General features: G+C 71.2%; 18 protein-coding genes. 6 read left to right on the top strand and 12 right to left on the bottom strand.

Annotation, left to right across the window (positions count from 1 at the left end):
- Positions 1–42 precede the first annotated feature (42 nt).
- The 5 genes from ACIP79_RS29595 to ACIP79_RS29575 form a co-directional block, all read right to left on the bottom strand.
- A complete protein-coding gene (locus tag ACIP79_RS29595) occupies positions 43–957 on the bottom strand; it encodes an SCO1860 family LAETG-anchored protein (protein ID WP_401228010.1) in 915 nt (304 codons plus the stop codon).
- A gap of 254 nt (positions 958–1,211) precedes the next feature.
- A complete protein-coding gene (locus ACIP79_RS29590; RefSeq protein ID WP_401228145.1) occupies positions 1,212–2,303 on the bottom strand; it encodes an amidohydrolase family protein in 1,092 nt (363 codons plus the stop codon).
- 28 nt (positions 2,304–2,331) lie between these two features.
- Positions 2,332–3,153 carry an amino acid ABC transporter ATP-binding protein gene (locus tag ACIP79_RS29585; RefSeq protein ID WP_401228009.1) on the bottom strand — a complete coding sequence of 274 codons (822 nt, stop codon included), beginning with the start codon at positions 3,151–3,153 and terminating at the stop codon, positions 2,332–2,334.
- Entirely contained in the window at positions 3,150–3,983 is an 834-nt protein-coding gene (locus ACIP79_RS29580) for an amino acid ABC transporter permease (RefSeq protein ID WP_383684789.1), read from the bottom strand. The genes ACIP79_RS29585 and ACIP79_RS29580 overlap by 4 nt, the downstream gene beginning before the upstream one ends.
- Positions 3,980–4,915, bottom strand: coding sequence for a basic amino acid ABC transporter substrate-binding protein (locus tag ACIP79_RS29575; RefSeq protein WP_401228007.1), 936 nt, complete (start codon positions 4,913–4,915; stop codon positions 3,980–3,982). The genes ACIP79_RS29580 and ACIP79_RS29575 overlap by 4 nt, the downstream gene beginning before the upstream one ends.
- Positions 4,916–5,135: 220 nt before the next feature.
- On the opposite strand from ACIP79_RS29575, the gene ACIP79_RS29570 reads away from it, so the two are divergent.
- The 5 genes from ACIP79_RS29570 (at position 5,136) to thpD (ending at position 9,960) form a co-directional block, all read left to right on the top strand.
- Positions 5,136–6,236, top strand: coding sequence for a pyridoxal-phosphate-dependent aminotransferase family protein (locus ACIP79_RS29570; protein ID WP_401228143.1), 1,101 nt, complete (start codon positions 5,136–5,138; stop codon positions 6,234–6,236).
- A 417-nt stretch (positions 6,237–6,653) separates the two neighbouring features.
- Entirely contained in the window at positions 6,654–7,193 is a 540-nt protein-coding gene (gene ectA / locus ACIP79_RS29565; RefSeq protein ID WP_401228005.1) for a diaminobutyrate acetyltransferase, read from the top strand.
- A 131-nt stretch (positions 7,194–7,324) separates the two neighbouring features.
- Positions 7,325–8,599 (top strand): diaminobutyrate--2-oxoglutarate transaminase, encoded by a 1,275-nt coding sequence (ectB, locus tag ACIP79_RS29560; RefSeq protein WP_401228004.1) that lies wholly within the window; start codon positions 7,325–7,327, stop codon positions 8,597–8,599.
- A 47-nt stretch (positions 8,600–8,646) separates the two neighbouring features.
- Positions 8,647–9,051, top strand: coding sequence for an ectoine synthase (locus ACIP79_RS29555; protein WP_401228002.1), 405 nt, complete (start codon positions 8,647–8,649; stop codon positions 9,049–9,051).
- A 21-nt stretch (positions 9,052–9,072) separates the two neighbouring features.
- Complete coding sequence (thpD, locus tag ACIP79_RS29550; protein ID WP_401228141.1) at positions 9,073–9,960, top strand: ectoine hydroxylase; 888 nt, start codon at positions 9,073–9,075, stop codon at positions 9,958–9,960.
- Between the two features lie 18 nt (positions 9,961–9,978).
- On the opposite strand, the gene ACIP79_RS29545 is transcribed toward thpD, so the two are convergent.
- The 7 genes from ACIP79_RS29545 to ACIP79_RS29515 all read right to left on the bottom strand — a co-directional run bounded on the left by ACIP79_RS29545 (position 9,979) and on the right by ACIP79_RS29515 (position 16,449).
- Positions 9,979–11,001, bottom strand: coding sequence for a maleylpyruvate isomerase family mycothiol-dependent enzyme (locus ACIP79_RS29545; RefSeq protein ID WP_401228000.1), 1,023 nt, complete (start codon positions 10,999–11,001; stop codon positions 9,979–9,981).
- A 100-nt stretch (positions 11,002–11,101) separates the two neighbouring features.
- Positions 11,102–11,698 (bottom strand): RNA polymerase sigma factor, encoded by a 597-nt coding sequence (locus ACIP79_RS29540; protein ID WP_401227998.1) that lies wholly within the window; start codon positions 11,696–11,698, stop codon positions 11,102–11,104.
- A 56-nt stretch (positions 11,699–11,754) separates the two neighbouring features.
- A complete protein-coding gene (locus ACIP79_RS29535) occupies positions 11,755–12,804 on the bottom strand; it encodes an aminotransferase class V-fold PLP-dependent enzyme (RefSeq protein ID WP_383684775.1) in 1,050 nt (349 codons plus the stop codon).
- Positions 12,805–12,901: 97 nt separating this feature from the next.
- The gene (locus ACIP79_RS29530) at positions 12,902–13,621 is read right to left on the bottom strand and encodes a DsbA family oxidoreductase (RefSeq protein ID WP_401227996.1); all 720 of its coding nucleotides are present in this window, start codon (positions 13,619–13,621) and stop codon (positions 12,902–12,904) included.
- Positions 13,622–13,695: 74 nt separating this feature from the next.
- Positions 13,696–14,202, bottom strand: a complete 507-nt coding sequence (locus ACIP79_RS29525) for a GNAT family N-acetyltransferase (protein ID WP_401228140.1) — start codon at positions 14,200–14,202, stop codon at positions 13,696–13,698.
- Between the two features lie 60 nt (positions 14,203–14,262).
- Positions 14,263–14,871: a DUF1349 domain-containing protein gene (locus tag ACIP79_RS29520; RefSeq protein WP_401227994.1), complete on the bottom strand. Its 609-nt coding sequence runs from the start codon at positions 14,869–14,871 to the stop codon at positions 14,263–14,265.
- 48 nt (positions 14,872–14,919) lie between these two features.
- Complete coding sequence (locus ACIP79_RS29515) at positions 14,920–16,449, bottom strand: aldehyde dehydrogenase (NADP(+)) (RefSeq protein ID WP_401227992.1); 1,530 nt, start codon at positions 16,447–16,449, stop codon at positions 14,920–14,922.
- Between the two features lie 132 nt (positions 16,450–16,581).
- On the opposite strand from ACIP79_RS29515, the gene ACIP79_RS29510 reads away from it, so the two are divergent.
- Positions 16,582–17,355, top strand: a complete 774-nt coding sequence (locus ACIP79_RS29510) for an IclR family transcriptional regulator (RefSeq protein ID WP_383690609.1) — start codon at positions 16,582–16,584, stop codon at positions 17,353–17,355.
- Positions 17,356–17,447 lie beyond the last annotated feature (92 nt).

Here is a 17,447-nt window from a genome sequence, read left to right as displayed (position 1 = left end):
GCTTCGCGCTCGTCCTCAGACGCCGGACGGGCTGAAAGGATTTCAGCCTCGGTTGCGTCGGCCCAGGAGCATCGCTCCGCCGCCCGCGGCGAGGAGTACGACCGCCGAGCCCACGACGTACGGCGTCGTCGACCCGCCCCCGGTCTCGGCGAGCCCGGCCTCCGCGGGCGCGCCCTGCGGCTCGACGTCCGCCACCGGTGCCTCGGGGTTCGCGGGGGCGGCGGGGGCCTGCGGTGCCTCGCAGGTCGCGCCGGCCAGGGTCAGCGTGCCCGCCACCTCGGCCACGTTCAGCTTCAACGGGTTGATGGAGACCTTGAGTTCGAGAGCGGTCGCGGCGGCCGTGCGGGAGGTGGTCTCCGTCTTGGAGAGGTCGAGGCGGACCTCTCCGACGGCGGGCACGTTCACCACGGTCGGGCCGCCGGCGGACAGGGTCACCTTCTTGCCGAGCACCGTGACGGCGCCCAGTACGTTCGAGCTCGCCACCGGCTTTCTGCCCGCCTCGCAGGTCGCCTTCGACGTGACCGACTCGACCTCGATGAGGGAGAGCAGCGGAAGCCCGGGGACATGGACCTTCGCGTGCGCGAGCTCGGTGGACCCCTCGGCCTTCGTCGGGGACACCGTCGCCTTCGCGGTGGCGACCTCCGCCCCGAGCACACTGAACGGCTTTCCGCCGTCGACGCCGTCCAGCCGGGCGGTGAGCGCGGTCCTCTCGGCGGACCGGGGCGCCTGAACCTCGTTGAGCGCGACGGCGAGCGGGACGTTCACCGTCTTGTTGAGCAGGGACACGTCGAGCCCGGTGCGCAGGACGACGGCGCTCGCGCGGCCCTCCTCGGCCGTGTCGTCTGTCGCGTGCGCGGACACCGCTCCGGCCAGCGCCGCGGGACCGGCGGCGAGGACGGTGACCGCGGCGACGGCGGCACAACGGCGTGCGGGCATGCGGAAGTTGTAGCTGTTCAAGGTGGGGGACCCCTCGTAAGAGACATGCTTGGGACCCCGTCAGAATTACGCACGGAGAGTGAACCGTGAGCGATCCTGGGTGACTTCACTCCAACGTGGCAGTTTCGTCAGCGCATTCGAATCACCAGGCACGGGTGTTCCACGACGTCACCCGGACAGCCCCGCCAGGACCGGCGCGCCGGCGGGCGGCGGGCGCGCGAGAGGGGGACAACGAGTCGGCGAGCCGTCACGTCACGCCCTGTCAATACCGGTCCTCAGGAGACGATCCGCCCGTTCAGCACCACCCGGCGCGGATCGGCGAGCACCCGTACGTCCGCCCGCGGGTCCCCCTCGTACACCACGAGGTCCGCGGGTGCCCCCTCGTCGAGGCCGGGGCGGCCCAGCCAGCGCCGCGCGCCCCAGGTGGTGGCGGACAGCGCCTCCACGGGCGGAATGCCGGCCCGGACGAGCTCCGCCACCTCCCCCGCGACAAGGCCGTGCGCCAGGGAGCCACCCGCGTCGGTGCCGACGTAGACGGGGATCCCGGCGTCGTAGGCGGCGCGCACGGTGTCGTAGCGGCGTTCGTACAACCGCCGCATGTGCGCGGACCATTGGGGGAACTTCGCCTCGCCGCCGTCGGCGAGGCGCGGGAAGGTCGCGATGTTGACCAGGGTCGGCACGATCGCGACCCCGTGCTCGGCGAACAGCGGGATGGTGTCCTCGGTCAGGCCCGTCGCGTGCTCGACGCAGTCGATGCCCGCCTCGACGAGGTCCCGCAGGGAGTCCTCGGCGAAGCAGTGCGCGGTGACACGGGCGCCGAGGCGGTGGGCCTCGGCGATCGCGGCCTCCACGGCGTCCCGGGGCCAGCAGGCGCTCAGGTCGCCGGTGCCGCGGTCGATCCAGTCGCCCACCAGCTTGACCCAGCCGTCGCCGCGCCGGGCCTCCTGGGCGACGTACGCGACGAGGTCCTCCGGCTCGATCTCGTGGGCAAAGTTGCGGATGTAGCGGCGGGTGCGCGCGATGTGGCGGCCGGCCCGGATGATCTTCGGGAGGTCCTCGCGGTCGTCGGTCCAGCGGGTGTCGGAGGGCGAACCGGCGTCCCGGAGCAGCAGGGTGCCCGCCTCGCGGTCGGTCAGCGCCTGCTTCTCGGCGACGTCCTCGGGGACCGGGCCGTGGGTGCCGAGGCCGACGTGGCAGTGCGCGTCGACGAGGCCGGGCAGCGCCCAGCCCTCGACGGTGCGGACGTCACGGGCGCCGGCGGGACGCTCGTAGGAGATCCGGCCACCGACGACCCACAGCTCGTCGCGGATGTCGTCGGGGCCCGCCAGCACCCGGCCCTTCACGTGCAGCACGGTGGGATCGCTCAGCACCTCGGGATCGCTCATGGACCGCACCTTAGTTGGGGCCCGTCTCCTCCTTGCCCGGCCGGTCCGAGAGGTCGGCGGGCGTGTCCGTCTCCCGCACGTCCGCCATCGCGGGGTCCAGCAGGCGGGACAGGAAGTGGCGGGTGCGCTCGTGGCTCGGGGCGCCGATGACCTGGGCGGGGGCGCCCTCCTCGACGATCACTCCGCCGTCCATGAAGACGACGCGGTCGGCGACCTCGCGCGCGAAGCTCATCTCATGAGTGACGACCATCATCGTCATGCCCTCGTCGGCGAGCATCCGCATGACCGCGAGGACGTCGCCGACGAGTTCGGGGTCCAGCGCGGAGGTCGGCTCGTCGAAGAGCATCACCTCGGGGCCCATGGCCAGCGCGCGGGCGATCGCGACGCGCTGCTGCTGGCCGCCCGAGAGGGAGGAGGGGTACGCGTCGGCCTTCTCGGACAGACCCACCCGGCGCAGGTTCTCCGCGGCGATCCGGGCGGCCTCGGCCTTGTCCCGCCCCAGCACGCGGCGCTGCGGCAGCGTGAGGTTGTCGGTGACCGACAGGTGCGGGAAGAGGTTGAACTGCTGGAAGACCATGCCGATACGGCGGCGCACGGCGTCGATGTCGACGTCGGGGTGCGTGACCTCCGTACCGCCGACGAAGACCTCGCCCTTGGACGGCTCCTCCAGCAGGTTCACGCAGCGCAGCAGCGTGGACTTGCCGGAGCCGGACGGGCCGATGACACACACGACCTCGCCGGTGCCGACCTCCAGGTCGATGCCGCGCAGTACCTCGTTGTCGCCGAAGGACTTGTGCAGGTCCTTGACCTGGATCTCCGGTGTGCTGCTCACTTGGTGGCCTCCCCGGCCTTCGCCTCAAGGCGGCGTACGACGAAGCCGAGCGGGATCGTGACCAGCAGGTAGCACAGGCCCGCGACCAGGATCGGCGTGGAGTTGGCGGTCTGGCTCGCCAGGTCGCGCCCGAACTTGGTGAGTTCGCGCTCCTCCAGCGTGACGCCGAGGAACAGCACCAGCGAGGAGTCCTTGAAGAGGAGGACGAGTTCGTTGGTGAGCGGCGGGATCACGATGCGGAACGCCTGCGGGATGACGATGGAGACCATGGCCCGGCCGTGCGAGAAGCCCAGTGAACGGGCCGCCTCCATCTGCCCCTTGGGCACCGCCTGGATGCCCGCGCGGATCGTCTCGGCCATGTACGCGGCCGAGACCAGGCCGAGGGCCAGCGCCACCTTGCCGTAGGTGCCGCCGGGGATCTCGGTGCCCGGGAAGGCGAGCGGCACGGCGACGCCCACGAAGACGAAGATCAGCAGGGCGGGCAGGCCCCGGAAGATCTCGATGTAGATGCCGGCGACCCAGCGGTAGGGGCCGACCGAGGACAGCCGCATCAGGGCGACGACCATGCCGAGCACGAGGCCGAAGACGAAGCCGGACATCGTGTAGAGGACGGTGTTCTTGAGCGCCAGCGTGATGACGTCCGGGAACATCTGCGTGACCAGGTCCCACTGGGCGAACTGGTTCTTCAGCCGTCCCCAGTCGGCCGTGAACGCGAAGGCGATCACGGCCGCGACGAACACGACGTACTGCACACCGCGTGACAGCGCGCGCTTCTGACGCCGGGTCAGGCCGCTTCGGCGGGGCTGGAGTCGGGTGTCGGCACCACTCATGAGGCGGACGCGGAGACGGACGCCGAAGCGGCGTCTGTCGGGGTGGCGGAGTCGGACGGCGTGGAGGCGCCCGAGCCGGACGGTGAGGAGGACGCCGAGGCCGACGGCGAGGCGGAGGCCGCGGACTCCTCGTAGGGGCCGATCCACTTCTCGTACAGCGTCCTGTACGTGCCGTCGGCCTTCGCGGCGGTGATCGCCTTGTTGACGGCGGCGAGGAGCTCGGTGTTGCCCTTCTTCACCGTGAAGCCGTACTCCTCACCGGTGTTGATGTTGTCGGCGACCTCGAAGGCGTCCGCGTTGGCCTTGTCCTTCAGCCAGCCCTGGACGACCGGGTAGTCGATGACGACGGCCTGGACCTGGCCGGTGCGCAGGCCGTTGAGGACCGCGTCGGAGGACTCGAAGGAGACGGGGTCGATGCCCTGGCCCTTGGCGTAGTCCTCGCCGGTCGTCTGGGCCTGGGTGCCGACCTTCTTGCCCTTGAGGTCCGCGAAGGAGGTGATGCCGCTCTTCTTGTCGACCAGGACGGCCTGCGTCGCCTCGAAGTAGGGGTCCGAGAAGTCGACGTTCTTCTTGCGCTCCTCGGTGATCGTCATGCCGGCCGCGGCTAGGTCGCACTCGCCGGAGTTGAGGAACGCGCCGGTCTTGAAGTTCTCGAAGGGGGTGTCGATGAACTCCTGCTTCACGCCGAGGTCCTTGGCGACCAGGTCGATGAGCGAGACGTCGAAGCCCTGCACCTTGCCGTCGATCTCCGACTGGAAGGGCGGGTACGGCAGGTGGGTGCAGGTGGTGAGCTGTCCGCCCTTGACGAGCTTGACGCCCTTGACGGTGGTCGAGCCCCCGTCGTCCGAGGAGCAGCCGGCCACGAGCAGCAGCCCGGCCGTCGCGGTGGTGGCGGCAAGAATGCGGGATCGGCGTCCGAGGACGGGGTTCACGGGGGGCCTCCTGTGGGGGGACTGTGTGCCTGAAGGGTCTGAAGGGTCTGATTATAAGGAAAGGTTTGACTCACTCAAACCAATCCGATGGTCACCGAGCCGTCCGGCCTCGGAAGTCGCCGGTCCGGGGCCGAGCGACGGTGGCGGTTACGCTCTGACCCATCCGATTCATTGCCCCTCGTGGGCCCCGTTAGACACCGTGAGCGAAGAGAGCACCGTCGTGACCCATCCCTTCCTTGACCTGGCACCGCTCGGCGCGGCGCACTTCGCGGCGATCGAGGACCGGGTGGCGCGGCTGCTCTCCACCGAGCAGGACGTCGTGATCATGCAGGGCGAGGCGCTGCTGCCGCTGGAGGGGGCCATCCGCGGGACGGCCGGGCCCGGCACGACCGCGCTCAACGTGATCACCGGGCCGTACGGGCAGACCTTCGGGGACTGGCTGCGGGACTGCGGGGCGACGGTGATCGACCTGTCGGTGCCGTTCCACACGGCGGTCACCGCCGAGCAGGTGCGCCGCGCGTTCGCCGAGCATCCCTCGATCGACTTCGTGTCGCTGGTGCACGCGGAGGCGGCGACGGGCAACACGAACCCCGTCGCGGAGATCGGCGAGGTCGTACGGGAGCACGGCGCCCTCTTCTATCTGGACGCCGTCGCCTCGATCGGCGCCGAGCCGGTGCTGCCGGACGCCTGGGGTGTCGACCTGTGCGTGATCGGGGCGCAGAAGGCGATGGGCGGGCCCGCCGGCGTGTCGGCCGTGTCGGTGAGCGAGCGGGCGTGGGCACGGATGGCGGCGAACCCGCTGGCGCCGCGCCGGTCCTACCTCTCGCTCCTCGACTGGAAGCAGCGGTGGATCGACGGCGGCCGCAAGGCGCTGCTGCACGCGCCCGCGCAGCTGGAGATGCTGGCCCTGGAGGCCTGTGTCGAGCGGATCGAGGGCGAGGGACTGGACGCGGTGATGGCACGGCACGCCTCTGCCGCCGCGGCCACCCGGGCGGGGGCGCTGGCCCTGGGCGGAGGGCTTGAGCCGTATGTGTACGAGGCAGCCGACGCGGCGCCCGTGGCCACGACGCTGCGGACTCCGCACGGCGTCGACGCGTCCGGGCTCGTCGCCAAGGCCCTGGCCGCGGATCCGGTGCTGCCGCTGGTCGCGGGCGGGGGCGCGCTCGCGACGGAGATGATCCGGGTGAACCACTACGGCCCGGACGCTACCCGGGGCGTCGTCCACTCCAGCCTCGCGGCGCTCGGTGCCGCGCTGGCCGAGGCGGGGCGGAGCGTCGACCTGGAGGCGGCACGGCGGGCGGTGGCCGGCGCCTGGGCGTGAGCCGGGCTCCGGCAGGCTCCGACATCACGCTCAAGCGACACCGGTATTTCCTGTCCCCGAATACCGGACAGGAAATACCGGACAGGCCGCAAGAAGCGACTTGAGTCACTTATCGAGTTCGCTTATGCTGCCATTAATTCAGCACAGCTTCCCATTGACTTCTTCCCGCTTTCCTCGGGCGTAAACGCTAAGATTTCGCGAACACCAACCTCGTGATTCGGGCACATCTCGTGGTGGTTACGTGGCTGTGACGCACTCCACAAAGAGTCCATTTCCTCCCCCATTATCCGGGCAAAAGTGCACCAAAGGGCGCCGATTCACGCGGACGTGCGCACCCGTGGGATAACACATGGACGCGGCTCGCGTAACCCCACGCGGCGATGCAATTTCGAATTTCCCTCGGTAAATTCAATCCGCATGACCGCCGCACACGCAGAACCGCAAGCGGGATTCCTGGAAATGCCGGAAGGTCTTCGGATCGACCGCCCCGAGGCGGCCGACGGGGCCGCCCTCTGGCGTATCGCCAGGGACTCCCGGACCCTCGACCTCAACTCCTCGTACAGCTACCTGCTGTGGTGCCGTGACTTCGCCGGTACGTCAGCGGTGGCGCGGGACGCGGAAGGCACGCCCGTCGGTTTCGTCACCGGATACGTGCGGCCCGAGCACCCCGGCACGCTGCTCGTCTGGCAGGTGGCCGTCGACAGCGCGTACCGCGGACGCGGGCTGGCCGCCGCGCTGCTGGACGGTCTGACCGCACGGGTGGCCGCGGAGCGGGGGACGACAGGCGTCGAGACCACCATCACGCCGGGCAACACCGCCTCCGAGCGGCTGTTCACCTCCTTCGCGCGTCGCCACGGCGCGGGCGTCGAGCGTGAGGTGCTGTTCCCCGCGGAGCGGTTCCCGGACGGTGGGCACGACCCCGAGGTGCTGTACCGCATCGGACCCCTGGCGTTCTGAACCGGCCGCTCTCCGGCCCCTGGCGTCGTGAACCCCACGGCTCTCCGTCACCAGGCGTTCCGAACCCACGGCTCTCCGCCCCCAGGACTTCTGAACCCCCCACGACTTCGTCTCCCAGGAGGAGATCCACTGTGACCATCACCCAGCCCGACCTGAGCGTTTTCGAGACCCTGGAGTCGGAGGTGCGCAGTTACTGCCGCAGCTGGCCCACCGTCTTCGACCGTGCGCGGGGCAGCCGCATGTACGACGAGGACGGCCACGAGTACCTCGACTTCTTCGCGGGCGCCGGTTCGCTCAACTACGGGCACAACAACCCCGTGCTCAAACGGGCGTTGATCGACTATCTGGAACGGGACGGCGTCACCCACGGCCTCGACATGTCGACGACCGCCAAACGCGCCTTCCTCGAGTCCTTCCAGAAGGTGATCCTGCGTCCGCGCGACCTGCCGTACAAGGTCATGTTCCCGGGCCCGACGGGCACCAACGCCGTCGAGTCCGCGCTGAAGCTGGCCCGCAAGGTGAAGGGCCGCGAGGCCATCGTGTCCTTCACCAACGCCTTCCACGGGATGTCGCTCGGTTCGCTCGCCGTGACCGGCAACGCCTTCAAGCGGGCCGGCGCGGGGATCCCGCTGGTGCACGGCACCCCGATGCCGTTCGACAACTACTTCGAGGGCCAGATCCCGGACTTCCTGTGGTTCGAGCGGCTCCTGGAGGACCAGGGATCCGGCCTCAACAAGCCCGCCGCCGTGATCGTGGAGACCGTGCAGGGCGAGGGCGGCATCAACGCCGCGCGTCCTGAGTGGCTGCGGGCGCTGGCCGATCTGTGCGAGCGGCAGGACATGCTGCTGATCGTCGACGACATCCAGATGGGCTGCGGCCGCACCGGGGCGTTCTTCTCCTTCGAGGAGGCGGGGATCGTGCCCGACATCGTCACCGTCTCCAAGTCGATCTCCGGGTACGGACTGCCCATGTCCCTGTGCCTGTTCAAGCCCGAGCTGGACATCTGGGAGCCGGGGGAGCACAACGGCACCTTCCGCGGCAACAACCCCGCGTTCGTCACCGCCTCCGCCGCGCTGGAGACGTACTGGACCGACGGGGCCGCGATGGAGAAGCAGACCCGCACCCGTGGCGAGCAGGTCGAGCAGGCACTGATCTCCATCACCGAGGAGAACCTCGCCGACATCAAGGAGTACCGCGGCCGGGGACTCGTCTGGGGCCTGGAGTTCAAGGACAAGGAGCGCGCCGGCCGCATCGCGCGGCGCGCCTTCGAACTCGGGCTGCTCATCGAGACGTCGGGCCCCGAGAGCGAGGTCGTGAAACTGCTTCCGGCCCTGACGATCACGCCGGAAGAGCTGGACGAGGGGCTGCGCACCCTCGCCCGCGCCGTCCGCGAGACGGTCGCCTGACCCGTACCGCAGCAGCCACTCCCCCACCAGAAAGGCAGTAAGTCACCGTGATAGTCCGTTCGTTCAAGGACATCGAAGGCACCGACCGGCATGTGAAGGCGGCGACGGGTACCTGGGAGAGCAAGCGCATCGTGCTCGCCAAGGAGAAGGTCGGCTTCTCCCTGCACGAGACGACGCTGTACGCGGGTACCGAGACGTCCATGTGGTACGCGAACCACATTGAGGCCGTGCTCTGCGTCGAGGGCGAGGCCGAACTGACCAACGACGAGACCGGCGAGACGCACTGGATCGAGCCGGGGACGATGTACCTCCTGAACGGCCATGAGCGCCACACCATGCGTCCCAAGACCGACTTCCGGTGCGTCTGCGTCTTCAACCCTCCCGTCACCGGACGGGAGGACCACGACGAGAACGGCGTATACCCGCTGCTCACCGAACCCGAGGAGGTCTGAGCCATGAGCACCACGAACACCATGAGCACGATCACCGACCTGTACCCGAGCCGCGGCGCCACCGAGGTGTCCGCTCCCCGCCAGGACCCGGTCGTCTGGGGCGCCCCCGGCACACCGGGGCCGATCACGGTGTCCGAACTCCAGTCGTACGAGCGTGACGGCTTCCTGCCGGTCGAGGAGCTCATCCGCCCGGACGAACTCGGCGTCTACCAGCGTGAGTTGCAGCGCCTTGTCACCGATCCGGCGATCCGCGCCGACGAACGCTCCATCGTCGAGCCGAAGTCGCAGGAGATCCGGTCCGTGTTCGAGGTGCACCGGATCAGCGAGGTCTTCGCCCAACTGGTGCGCGACGAGCGGGTCGTGGGCCGGGCCCGGCAGATCCTCGGCTCCGACGTGTACGTCCACCAGTCGCGGATCAACGTCAAGCCCGGCTTCGGGGCGAGCGGCTTCTACTGGCACTCGGACTTCGAGACCTGGCACGCCGAGGACGGTCTGCCGAACATGCGGACCGTGTCCGTGTCGATCGCGCTGACCGAGAACCTCGACACCAACGGCGGCCTCATGATCATGCCGGGGTCGCACAAGACGTTCCTCGGCTGCTCGGGCGAGACGCCGACGGACAACTACAAGAAGTCCCTCCAGATGCAGGACGCCGGGACGCCCTCCGACGAGGCACTCACCAAGTTCGCCACCCGGCACGGCATCAAGCTCTTCACGGGCAAGGCGGGTTCGGCGACCTGGTTCGACTGCAACTGCATGCACGGCTCGGGCGACAACATCACCCCGTTCCCGCGCAGCAACGTCTTCATCGTCTTCAACAGCGTGGAGAACGCGGCGGTCGAGCCCTTCGCGGCACCGGTACAGCGACCCGAGTTCATCGGGGCACGGGACTTCACACCGGTGCGGTGACCCGCGCCGCCGCTACAGCTATAGCCACGCCAGCGCCGCCGCCCTCGTCAGAACGTTGTCGACGGCGGCGGTGTCGCCCGCCGCGCCCCGCGGTACGTCCCCGGGGGCGTAACGGCCGCCCACCAGCAGGCACAGGTCGACGGGGTCCAGGACGAGTTCGGCCCGTACGGGCTCGTCCTCGGAGCCCAGCACCCACTGGGCGTCGCCGCCCGTCCCGGACACCGTGAACAGCACCGGGGGCGCGGTGGGTCCCAGTGCCCTGCCGAGGACCCGGACGGCGAGGCGGACGAGCCGCCACAGGTGCGGATCGGGCGGCGGGGGCACGGTGATGCCGAGCGCCCGCCCGATGTCGCCGGTGTGGATCCACGCCTCGAAGGCCCGCACCAGGAAATGGTCCGCGAGGGGCAGCCGCGCGCCCATCAACGTCGTGGCGACGGAGGCCGGTTCAGGATCCCTCGCCTCGGGGGTGGCCAACAGCGCCGCCGCCCGGTCGCTCCACGCGGCGACGGTCTCGGCGGGCGTGCGCCGCAGCTCATGGGCGATCACCTCGGCGGTCCGCGCCGCCCAGGCGTCCTCCCACGGAGCCCCGTCCGTGGCGGGTCCCGGCGTGGGCAGGTACGCGGGCAGGCCGAGCCGTACGGCGAGTGGTTCGTCGGCGGCGATCAGATGGGCGACCGTGCTGTGCACGTCCCAGTCGTGGACGACCGGCGTGCCCCAGGGCCCCTGCCCGTCCAACTCCCGTAGCAGCGCACCGAGTCCGGAGACCACTGCGGCGTAGGGGGCGGCGTGCGGGGCCACCGAGGGCGCCGCGGGGCGGGTGCGCAGGGCGAGCGCGAGCATGCTTCCGGGCTGTCCGGCGCCGTCGGCCTCTGCGGCAGGCCCGTCCAGGAGCCGTACCGCCTCCCGCAGCCGTGCCGCCTCCGCCGCGCAGGACTCGCAGTCGGCGAGGTGCGCGGGGACGATCTCGCGCTCGGCGGGCGGCAGTGCGCCGAACGCCCAGGCCGCCAGCAGGTCCCGTACGTCCTCGTGCTCGGTGCTCATCACATGCCGCCCTTCCGGGTCCCGGCCGGCCTTGCGGCCGGGCCTCGACCCGCTGCCACCATACGCACGCCGGGTCCGGCCGGGTCCACCCGCGCCGCCATCACGCGCCCTTCTCCAGTGCCGGGTCCGGCGGATCGGCCAGCGACTCCGCGAGTTTGCGCAGGGCCGAGCGGAGCCGGGTCTTGGCGGTGCCCTCCGGAATGCCGAGTTCCAGCGCGGCCTGGCGATAGGTGCGGCCTGCGAAGTAGGCGAGGTGGATCACCTCGCGCTGGGGTCCGGGGAGTTGGGCGAGGGCGCTGTGCAGGAGCAGCGCGCGCTCGCGGTCGACGACCGTCTCGTCGGGGCCGGGCGCGGCGTCGGGGATGGCGTGCAGCGCGGTGTCGTCGGCACGGGCGTCCTTGCGGTGCCTGGCCTCGCCGCGCACCCAGTCCACGGCCCGCCGGTGGGCGAGCATGGACAGCCAGCTGCGCAGCGAGCCGCGGCGCGCGTCGAAGGCGTACGGCCTGCTCCACAGTTGTGCGAAGACCTCTTGTGCGACGTCCTCGGCCGCTGCCGGGCTGCGGGTGACCCGGACGGCCACCCGTCGCACGAGTCCGCCGTACGCGGCGTACACCTCGCCGAGCGCGGACTCGTCCCCGTACACCAGCCGCCGCTGCAACTCGGCGTCCACGAGCGTCGGTTCCACCTGCACCACCACCTCGTGGTGCCCTTCCTAGCGTCCTGGCGCACCCCGCGCCAGTCGGCACGACGGGCTCAGCCGGAAAGGACGTCCAGCAGCCGGTCGACGTCGGCGGGTGTGTTGTAAAGGTGGAAGGCGGCGCGCAGGTTCCCGGCCCGGTCGGAGACCTCCACGCCGGCGCGGCTCAACGCGGGCTGCCTGTCGCCGAGTCCGGGCACCGAGACGATCGCCGAACCGGGGGCGGGGACGGGTTCGTGGCCCAGTCCTTGCAGGCCGGTGCGGAAACGGTCGGCGAGGGCGAGGTCATGGGCGCGTACGGTGTCGACGCCCAGTTGCTCGATCAGCTCCAGGGAGTGCCGGGCGCCCGCGTAGGAGAAGAGGCTGGGGCTCTCGTCGAACCGGCGCGCGGAGTGGGCGAGTTCCTCGACGGGGCCGTAGCAGCTGTCCCAGGGGTGCTCCCCCGCGACCCAGCCCGCGAAGACCGGGACGAGCCCGCCGAGGTCCTCCGGAACGACCAGGAAGGCCACCCCGCGCGGGCACACGAGCCACTTGAAGGCGACGGAGGAGACGTAGTCGTAGGCGTCCGCGTCGATCGGCAGCCAGCCCGCGGCCTGGGAGGCGTCCACGTACGTACGGGCGCCGTGCTCGCGGGCGGCCGTGCGGATGGCCGGCAGGTCGGCGATCCGGCCGTCGGCGGACTGCGCGGCGCTGACCGCGACGAGCGCCGTGCCGGGGCGTACCGACTCGGCCAGCCGCGCCAGCGGCACCGTGCGCACCTTGAGGTCGCCGCGCATGTGGAACGGGTTCACGACGGAGGTGAAGTCGGCCTCGGCGGTGAGGACTTCGGCGCCCGCGGGCAGCGAGGCGGCGATCAGGCCGGTGTAGACGGCGACCGAGGCACCGGCCGCCACCCGGCGGTCCGGCACGCCGGCCAGTCGCGCGAAGGCGGCTCTGGCCGCCTCCACGTCCGCGAACATGTCCTGTGGCTGCCCGGCCGCCACGGACTCGACGCCGGCCCGCATGGCGTCGACCGCGCGGGCCGGGAGCAGCCCGGTGCTCGCGGTGTTCAGGTAGGTGTTCTTCGGGGCGAACTCGGCACGAACGAGAGTCTCGAAGGTCTCCATGTGACCACTCTGCGGCCCCGGGAACTCCCCGTCCATTGCCGATTTCTACGCAGATCCGCCAAGGTCCGCTTATGGATGCCCGCTGAGCTGCGCTTTCTCAGCTCTGCGGTACGGCGCACCCGTCCGGTCCGCAGACCTCGGCGCCGGTGGGGTCCGGCTGGACCAGCTTCAGCGGCGGGCGTTCGCCCCAGGCCTGGGTGAGTGCCTTGGCGAAGACCTCGGCGGGCTGGGCGCCGGAGACGCCGTACTTGCGGTCCAGGACGAAGAAGGGGACGCCGTTCGCACCCAGCTCGGCGGCCTCGCGCTCGTCGGCGCGGACCTCGTCGGCGTAGGCGGCCGGGTCGGCGAGCACCTCGCGGGCCGCGTCCTTGTCGAGCCCGGCGGCGACGGCCAGTTCCACGAGCCGCTCGTCGTCCCCGAAGACGGACCGCTCCTCGGCGAAGTTCGCCCGGTAGAGGGCGCCGATCAGCTCGTCCTGCCTGCCCTGCGCCTTGGCGAAGTGAAGGAGGCGGTGCATGTCGAAGGTGTTGCCGTGGTCGCGGTCCCGGGTGCGGTACTCCAGGCCCTCGGCGGCGGCCTGCGTGCGCAGGTTCTCCTCGCCGGCGCGGGCCTGCTCCTCGCTCATGCCGTACTTCTTGGTGAGCATGGTCAGCACGGGCTGGATGTCGCCCTTGGCGCGGTTCGGGTCGAGCTCGAAGGAACGGTGCACCACCTCGACCCCGTCACGGTGCGGGAAGGCGTCGAGCGCCTTCTCGAAGCGGGCCTTGCCCACGTAGCACCAGGGGCAGGCGATGTCGCTCCAGATCTCGACGCGCATGTCTCGGCTCTCTCCAGGTCGCAGGGACACGGAGACGTCCTCCGCTCGATACGTGAACGTTCAAGCGGCCCCGGTCATTCCCCGGTGACGGCCTCCACGGCGAACCGCAGGGTCACGTGGTGCTCGTCCGCCACGGGCTCGCGGTCCATGGCCCAGCCCTGGCGGGCGTAGAAGGCCCGCGCGCGCTCGTTGTCGATGTGGACGTCGAGGTCGGCGGTCCGTTTGCCGTCGGCCCGCCACTGTTCGACGCAGGCCTCGTGCAGGTCCGTGCCGACGCCGGTCCGCCAGTGGCCGGGGTCGACGTGGAACTGGAACAGGGTGACGGTGTCGGCTGGGGCGGCTTCGGCGGTGCGGAAGGAGGCGATGCCGACGAGGCGGGTGTCGCGGACTGCGCACAGGACGTGGGCGTCCGGGCGTTCGATGGCGCCGCGCCAGAGGTCCGGCCAGTCGAAGCCGTCCTGCGGGAGGCCGGCCGGGTAGTACGTGGCTCGGGCGCGGGCGTGCAGCTCGGAGATCGCCGGGGCCTCGCTGGGCAGGGCGGTCCTGATCAGCAGGGGGCCGGTGGGGCGGTGGGTTCTGATCACGGGAGGGAAGACGGGGCGGGGCGGGGTGTGGTTCCGCCGAGGTTTTCTCGCCCGAGATCAGCTTCCGTCTCTCAAGTCCCGCGGCCAGTCGGGCCGGTACTCGATGCCGTCGTACGTCACCACGCAGCCCTCTCCCATCGGGGACTGGGTCATGAAGCCGACGAGGGCGGCCGAGGTCTCCTTCTCGTCGCCGAGGGTGAAGAGGCGGATGAAGGTCCAGCGGACGCCGTCGCGGGAGGCGTGGAAGGCGAAGGCGCGGCCGGTGCGGCTGACCCGGAGCCAGACGGAACTGCCGTCGACGGTGAAGGAGTTGGCGTCGTCGGAGTGCCCCCGGGTCACCACCGTGCAGACGGTGGGGACGTCCGGGGAGTACTCCAGGCAGAGCTTCGCCCAGGCCCGCTCCCCCACGTGGACGTAGAGGACACCCGCGTCGAAGGAGCCCGCGAAGCCGACCGTGACCCTGGCGATCAGCTGGAAGTCGCCCTCCGGCGCGCCCAGCAGCCGGGGCGCGTCGGAGGCGGCGTCCAGGGCCTCACCGGTGGGCGGCACGAAGCGGTCCTGCCGGGCGCCGGCCCAGCCGGTGAGCACCCCGTCCTCGTACGACCAGTGGCCGTCAGGCCCGTAGGTGCGGAGCCGGAAGGGGAGTTCGGGGAGTTCGACGTCCATCCGCCGAGTCTCTCAGGTCGCCCCTGGCATGTCCCGGGCGGCTCCCGCTCAGCGCTCCAGCACGCCGTCGTAGCGGCGCGGCAGCCCCAGCGGGTTGTCGTCCCGCAGCTCCGGCGGCAGCAGTGCCTCCGGCGCGTTCTGGTACGCCACCGGTCGCAGCCAGCGCTCGATGGCCGTGCCGCCGACGGACGTCGAGGTGGACGTCGTCGCCGGGTAGGGGCCGCCGTGGTGCTGGGCGGCGGCGACGGCGACACCGGTCGGCCAGCCGTTGACCAGGACGCGGCCCGCGAGCGGGGTCAGCTCGGCGAGGATCTCGGCGCCGCGTCCTTCGCCGGCCGCCTCCTCGGTGGAGAGCTGCACGGTCGCGGTGAGGTTGCCGGGGAGCCGGGAGAGGATCGCGGTGGCCTCGGCGTCGTCCTCGTAGCGGGCGACCACGGTGAGCGGGCCGAAGCACTCCTCCAGGAGCAGGTCGTGCTCGCCCGCACTGGCCAGCCGCCGCGCCGGGACGGTCAGGAAGCCGGGGCTCACCGTGTGCTCGCTGCCCGCGCCCGGGGTCACCGGGGCCTCCACGTCGGGGAGGCCCGCGCGCTCGGCGACCCCGGCGATGAAGTTGTCGCGCATGCGGTGGTCGAGCAGGACGCCCGCGTCGGTGTCGCTGACGGCGTCCGTGAGCGACTTCACGAACCGGTCGCCCGCCGCGCTCGCCGGGGCGAGGACCAGGCCGGGCTTCACACAGAACTGGCCGACGCCCAGCGTCATGGAGCCCGCGAGCCCGGCGCCGATCGCCTCGGCGCGCTCGGCCGCCGCGGCCTCGGTGACGACGACGGGGTTGAGGGAGCCCAGCTCGCCGTGGAAGGGGATCGGCACGGGTCGCGCCGCCGCCGCGTCGAAGAGGGCACGGCCGCCGCGGATCGAGCCGGTGAACCCGGCCGCCGACACCAGCGGGTGCCTGACCAGCTCGACGCCCGCCTCGAAGCCGTGGACCAGGCCCACGACGCCCGCCGGGATGTCGTGCCGGGCGCCGGCCCGGCGCAGCACGGACGCGACCAGCTCGGAGAGCCCCGGGTGGTCGGGGTGCGCCTTGACCACGACCGGGCAGCCGGCCGCCAGCGCGCTCGCGGTGTCGCCGCCGGCGACGGAGAAGGCGAACGGGAAGTTCGAGGCGGAGTAGACGGCGACGACACCCAGCGGCACCTTGTAGCGGCGCAGGTCCGGGATGGGCGGGGTCGCCGTGTCGTCGGGGTGGTTGATCACCACGTCGAGGAAGGCGCCCTCGTCGACGACGGTGGCGAAGGCCCGCAACTGGTAGCAGGTGCGGGCGAGTTCGCCGGTGAGCCGGACGGGGCCGAGCGCGCTCTCCGCGTCGGCGGCCTCGACGAGCTGCTCCTTGGAACCTTCGAGCAGGTCGGCGGCGGTGCGCAGGAAGGCCGCGCGCACGGTGCGGTCGGCGAGGGCCGGGCGCGCGGCGTGCGCGGCGCGGACGGCCTCGTCCACCTCCTGGGCCGTGGCCTCCACCGCGACCTGCTCCCGCTGCTTCCCGGTTCGGGGGTCGACACTCCAGACTGGTGCTGCTGCCACCGCGGGTCCCTCCAAGATGTGATGCCGCAGTTCTGTGTCACTCACCAGGGGTGTTCGATATGCTGAACGCTGTCTCTGATGGTGAATATGCTGTTGGAGACTATTTCCCGTCGAACGAAGGGGTCAAGGGCGATGTCGGCAGTCGAGACAGGCGGCGGGGCGCAGGTCAAGTCCGCGGTGCGGACCGTGGAATTGCTGGAGTACTTCGCCGGCCGGCCCGGTATGCACTCCCTCGCCTCCGTGCAGGAGGCCGTCGGCTACCCGAAGTCCAGTCTCTACATGCTGCTCCGCACGCTTGTCGAGCTCGGCTGGGTCGAGACGGACGCGACGGGCACGCGGTACGGCATCGGCGTACGAGCCTTGCTCGTCGGCACCTCGTACATCGACGGCGACGAGGTGGTCGCCGCGGCCCGCCCGACCCTGGACCGGCTCTCCGACGACACGACGGAGACCATCCACCTGGCCCGCCTGGACGGCACGAACGTCGTCTACCTCGCCACCCGCCAGTCGCAGCACTACCTGCGCCCCTTCACCCGGGTCGGCCGCCGGCTCCCCGCGCACTCGACCTCGCTGGGCAAGGCGCTGCTCGCCACCCACACCGACGAGCAGGTCCGCAAGCTGCTCCCCGAGACGCTCCCGGCGCTCACCGAGCACACGATCACCGACCGGGAGAAGCTCATCGAGGAGCTGCGCCAGGTCCGGGAGCAGGGCTTCGCGGTGGACCGCGAGGAGAACACGCTGGGCCTGCGCTGCTTCGGCGTCGCCATCCCGTACCGCACGCCCGCCCGTGACGCGATCAGCTGCTCGGTGCCCGTGGCGCGGCTGACGCCGGCGCACGAGCAGATGGTCAAGGACGCCCTGTTCGACGCCCGGGACCGGCTGACGCTGGCGACGCGCAGGCTGTGACCCGAAGGCCCGCTCCGGGGCGGCGGGCTTCATGAACGGTGTATGAGAAATGCGGGCGGAAGGGAACGATTCCCTCCCGCCCGCTCGTCCTT

This window comes from Streptomyces sp. NPDC088747 (assembly GCF_044751025.1).
Classification (GTDB): domain Bacteria; phylum Actinomycetota; class Actinomycetes; order Streptomycetales; family Streptomycetaceae; genus Streptomyces.
This window is presented reverse-complemented; position numbering and strand designations above follow the sequence as displayed.

What these genes read in the sequence shown, in the direction of transcription:
- ACIP79_RS29530 (WP_401227996.1), bottom strand. Translation starts at nt 13,621, where the DNA reads ATGCGCGTCGAGATCTGGAGCGACATCGCCTGCCCCTGGTGCTACGTG.
- thpD (WP_401228141.1), top strand. Translation starts at nt 9,073, where the DNA reads ATGAGCACGATCACCGACCTGTACCCGAGCCGCGGCGCCACCGAGGTG.
- ACIP79_RS29580 (WP_383684789.1), bottom strand. Translation starts at nt 3,983, where the DNA reads ATGAGTGGTGCCGACACCCGACTCCAGCCCCGCCGAAGCGGCCTGACC.
- ACIP79_RS29510 (WP_383690609.1), top strand. Translation starts at nt 16,582, where the DNA reads ATGTCGGCAGTCGAGACAGGCGGCGGGGCGCAGGTCAAGTCCGCGGTG.
- ACIP79_RS29535 (WP_383684775.1), bottom strand. Translation starts at nt 12,804, where the DNA reads ATGGAGACCTTCGAGACTCTCGTTCGTGCCGAGTTCGCCCCGAAGAAC.
- ectA (WP_401228005.1), top strand. Translation starts at nt 6,654, where the DNA reads ATGACCGCCGCACACGCAGAACCGCAAGCGGGATTCCTGGAAATGCCG.
- ACIP79_RS29545 (WP_401228000.1), bottom strand. Translation starts at nt 11,001, where the DNA reads ATGAGCACCGAGCACGAGGACGTACGGGACCTGCTGGCGGCCTGGGCG.
- ACIP79_RS29520 (WP_401227994.1), bottom strand. Translation starts at nt 14,871, where the DNA reads ATGGACGTCGAACTCCCCGAACTCCCCTTCCGGCTCCGCACCTACGGG.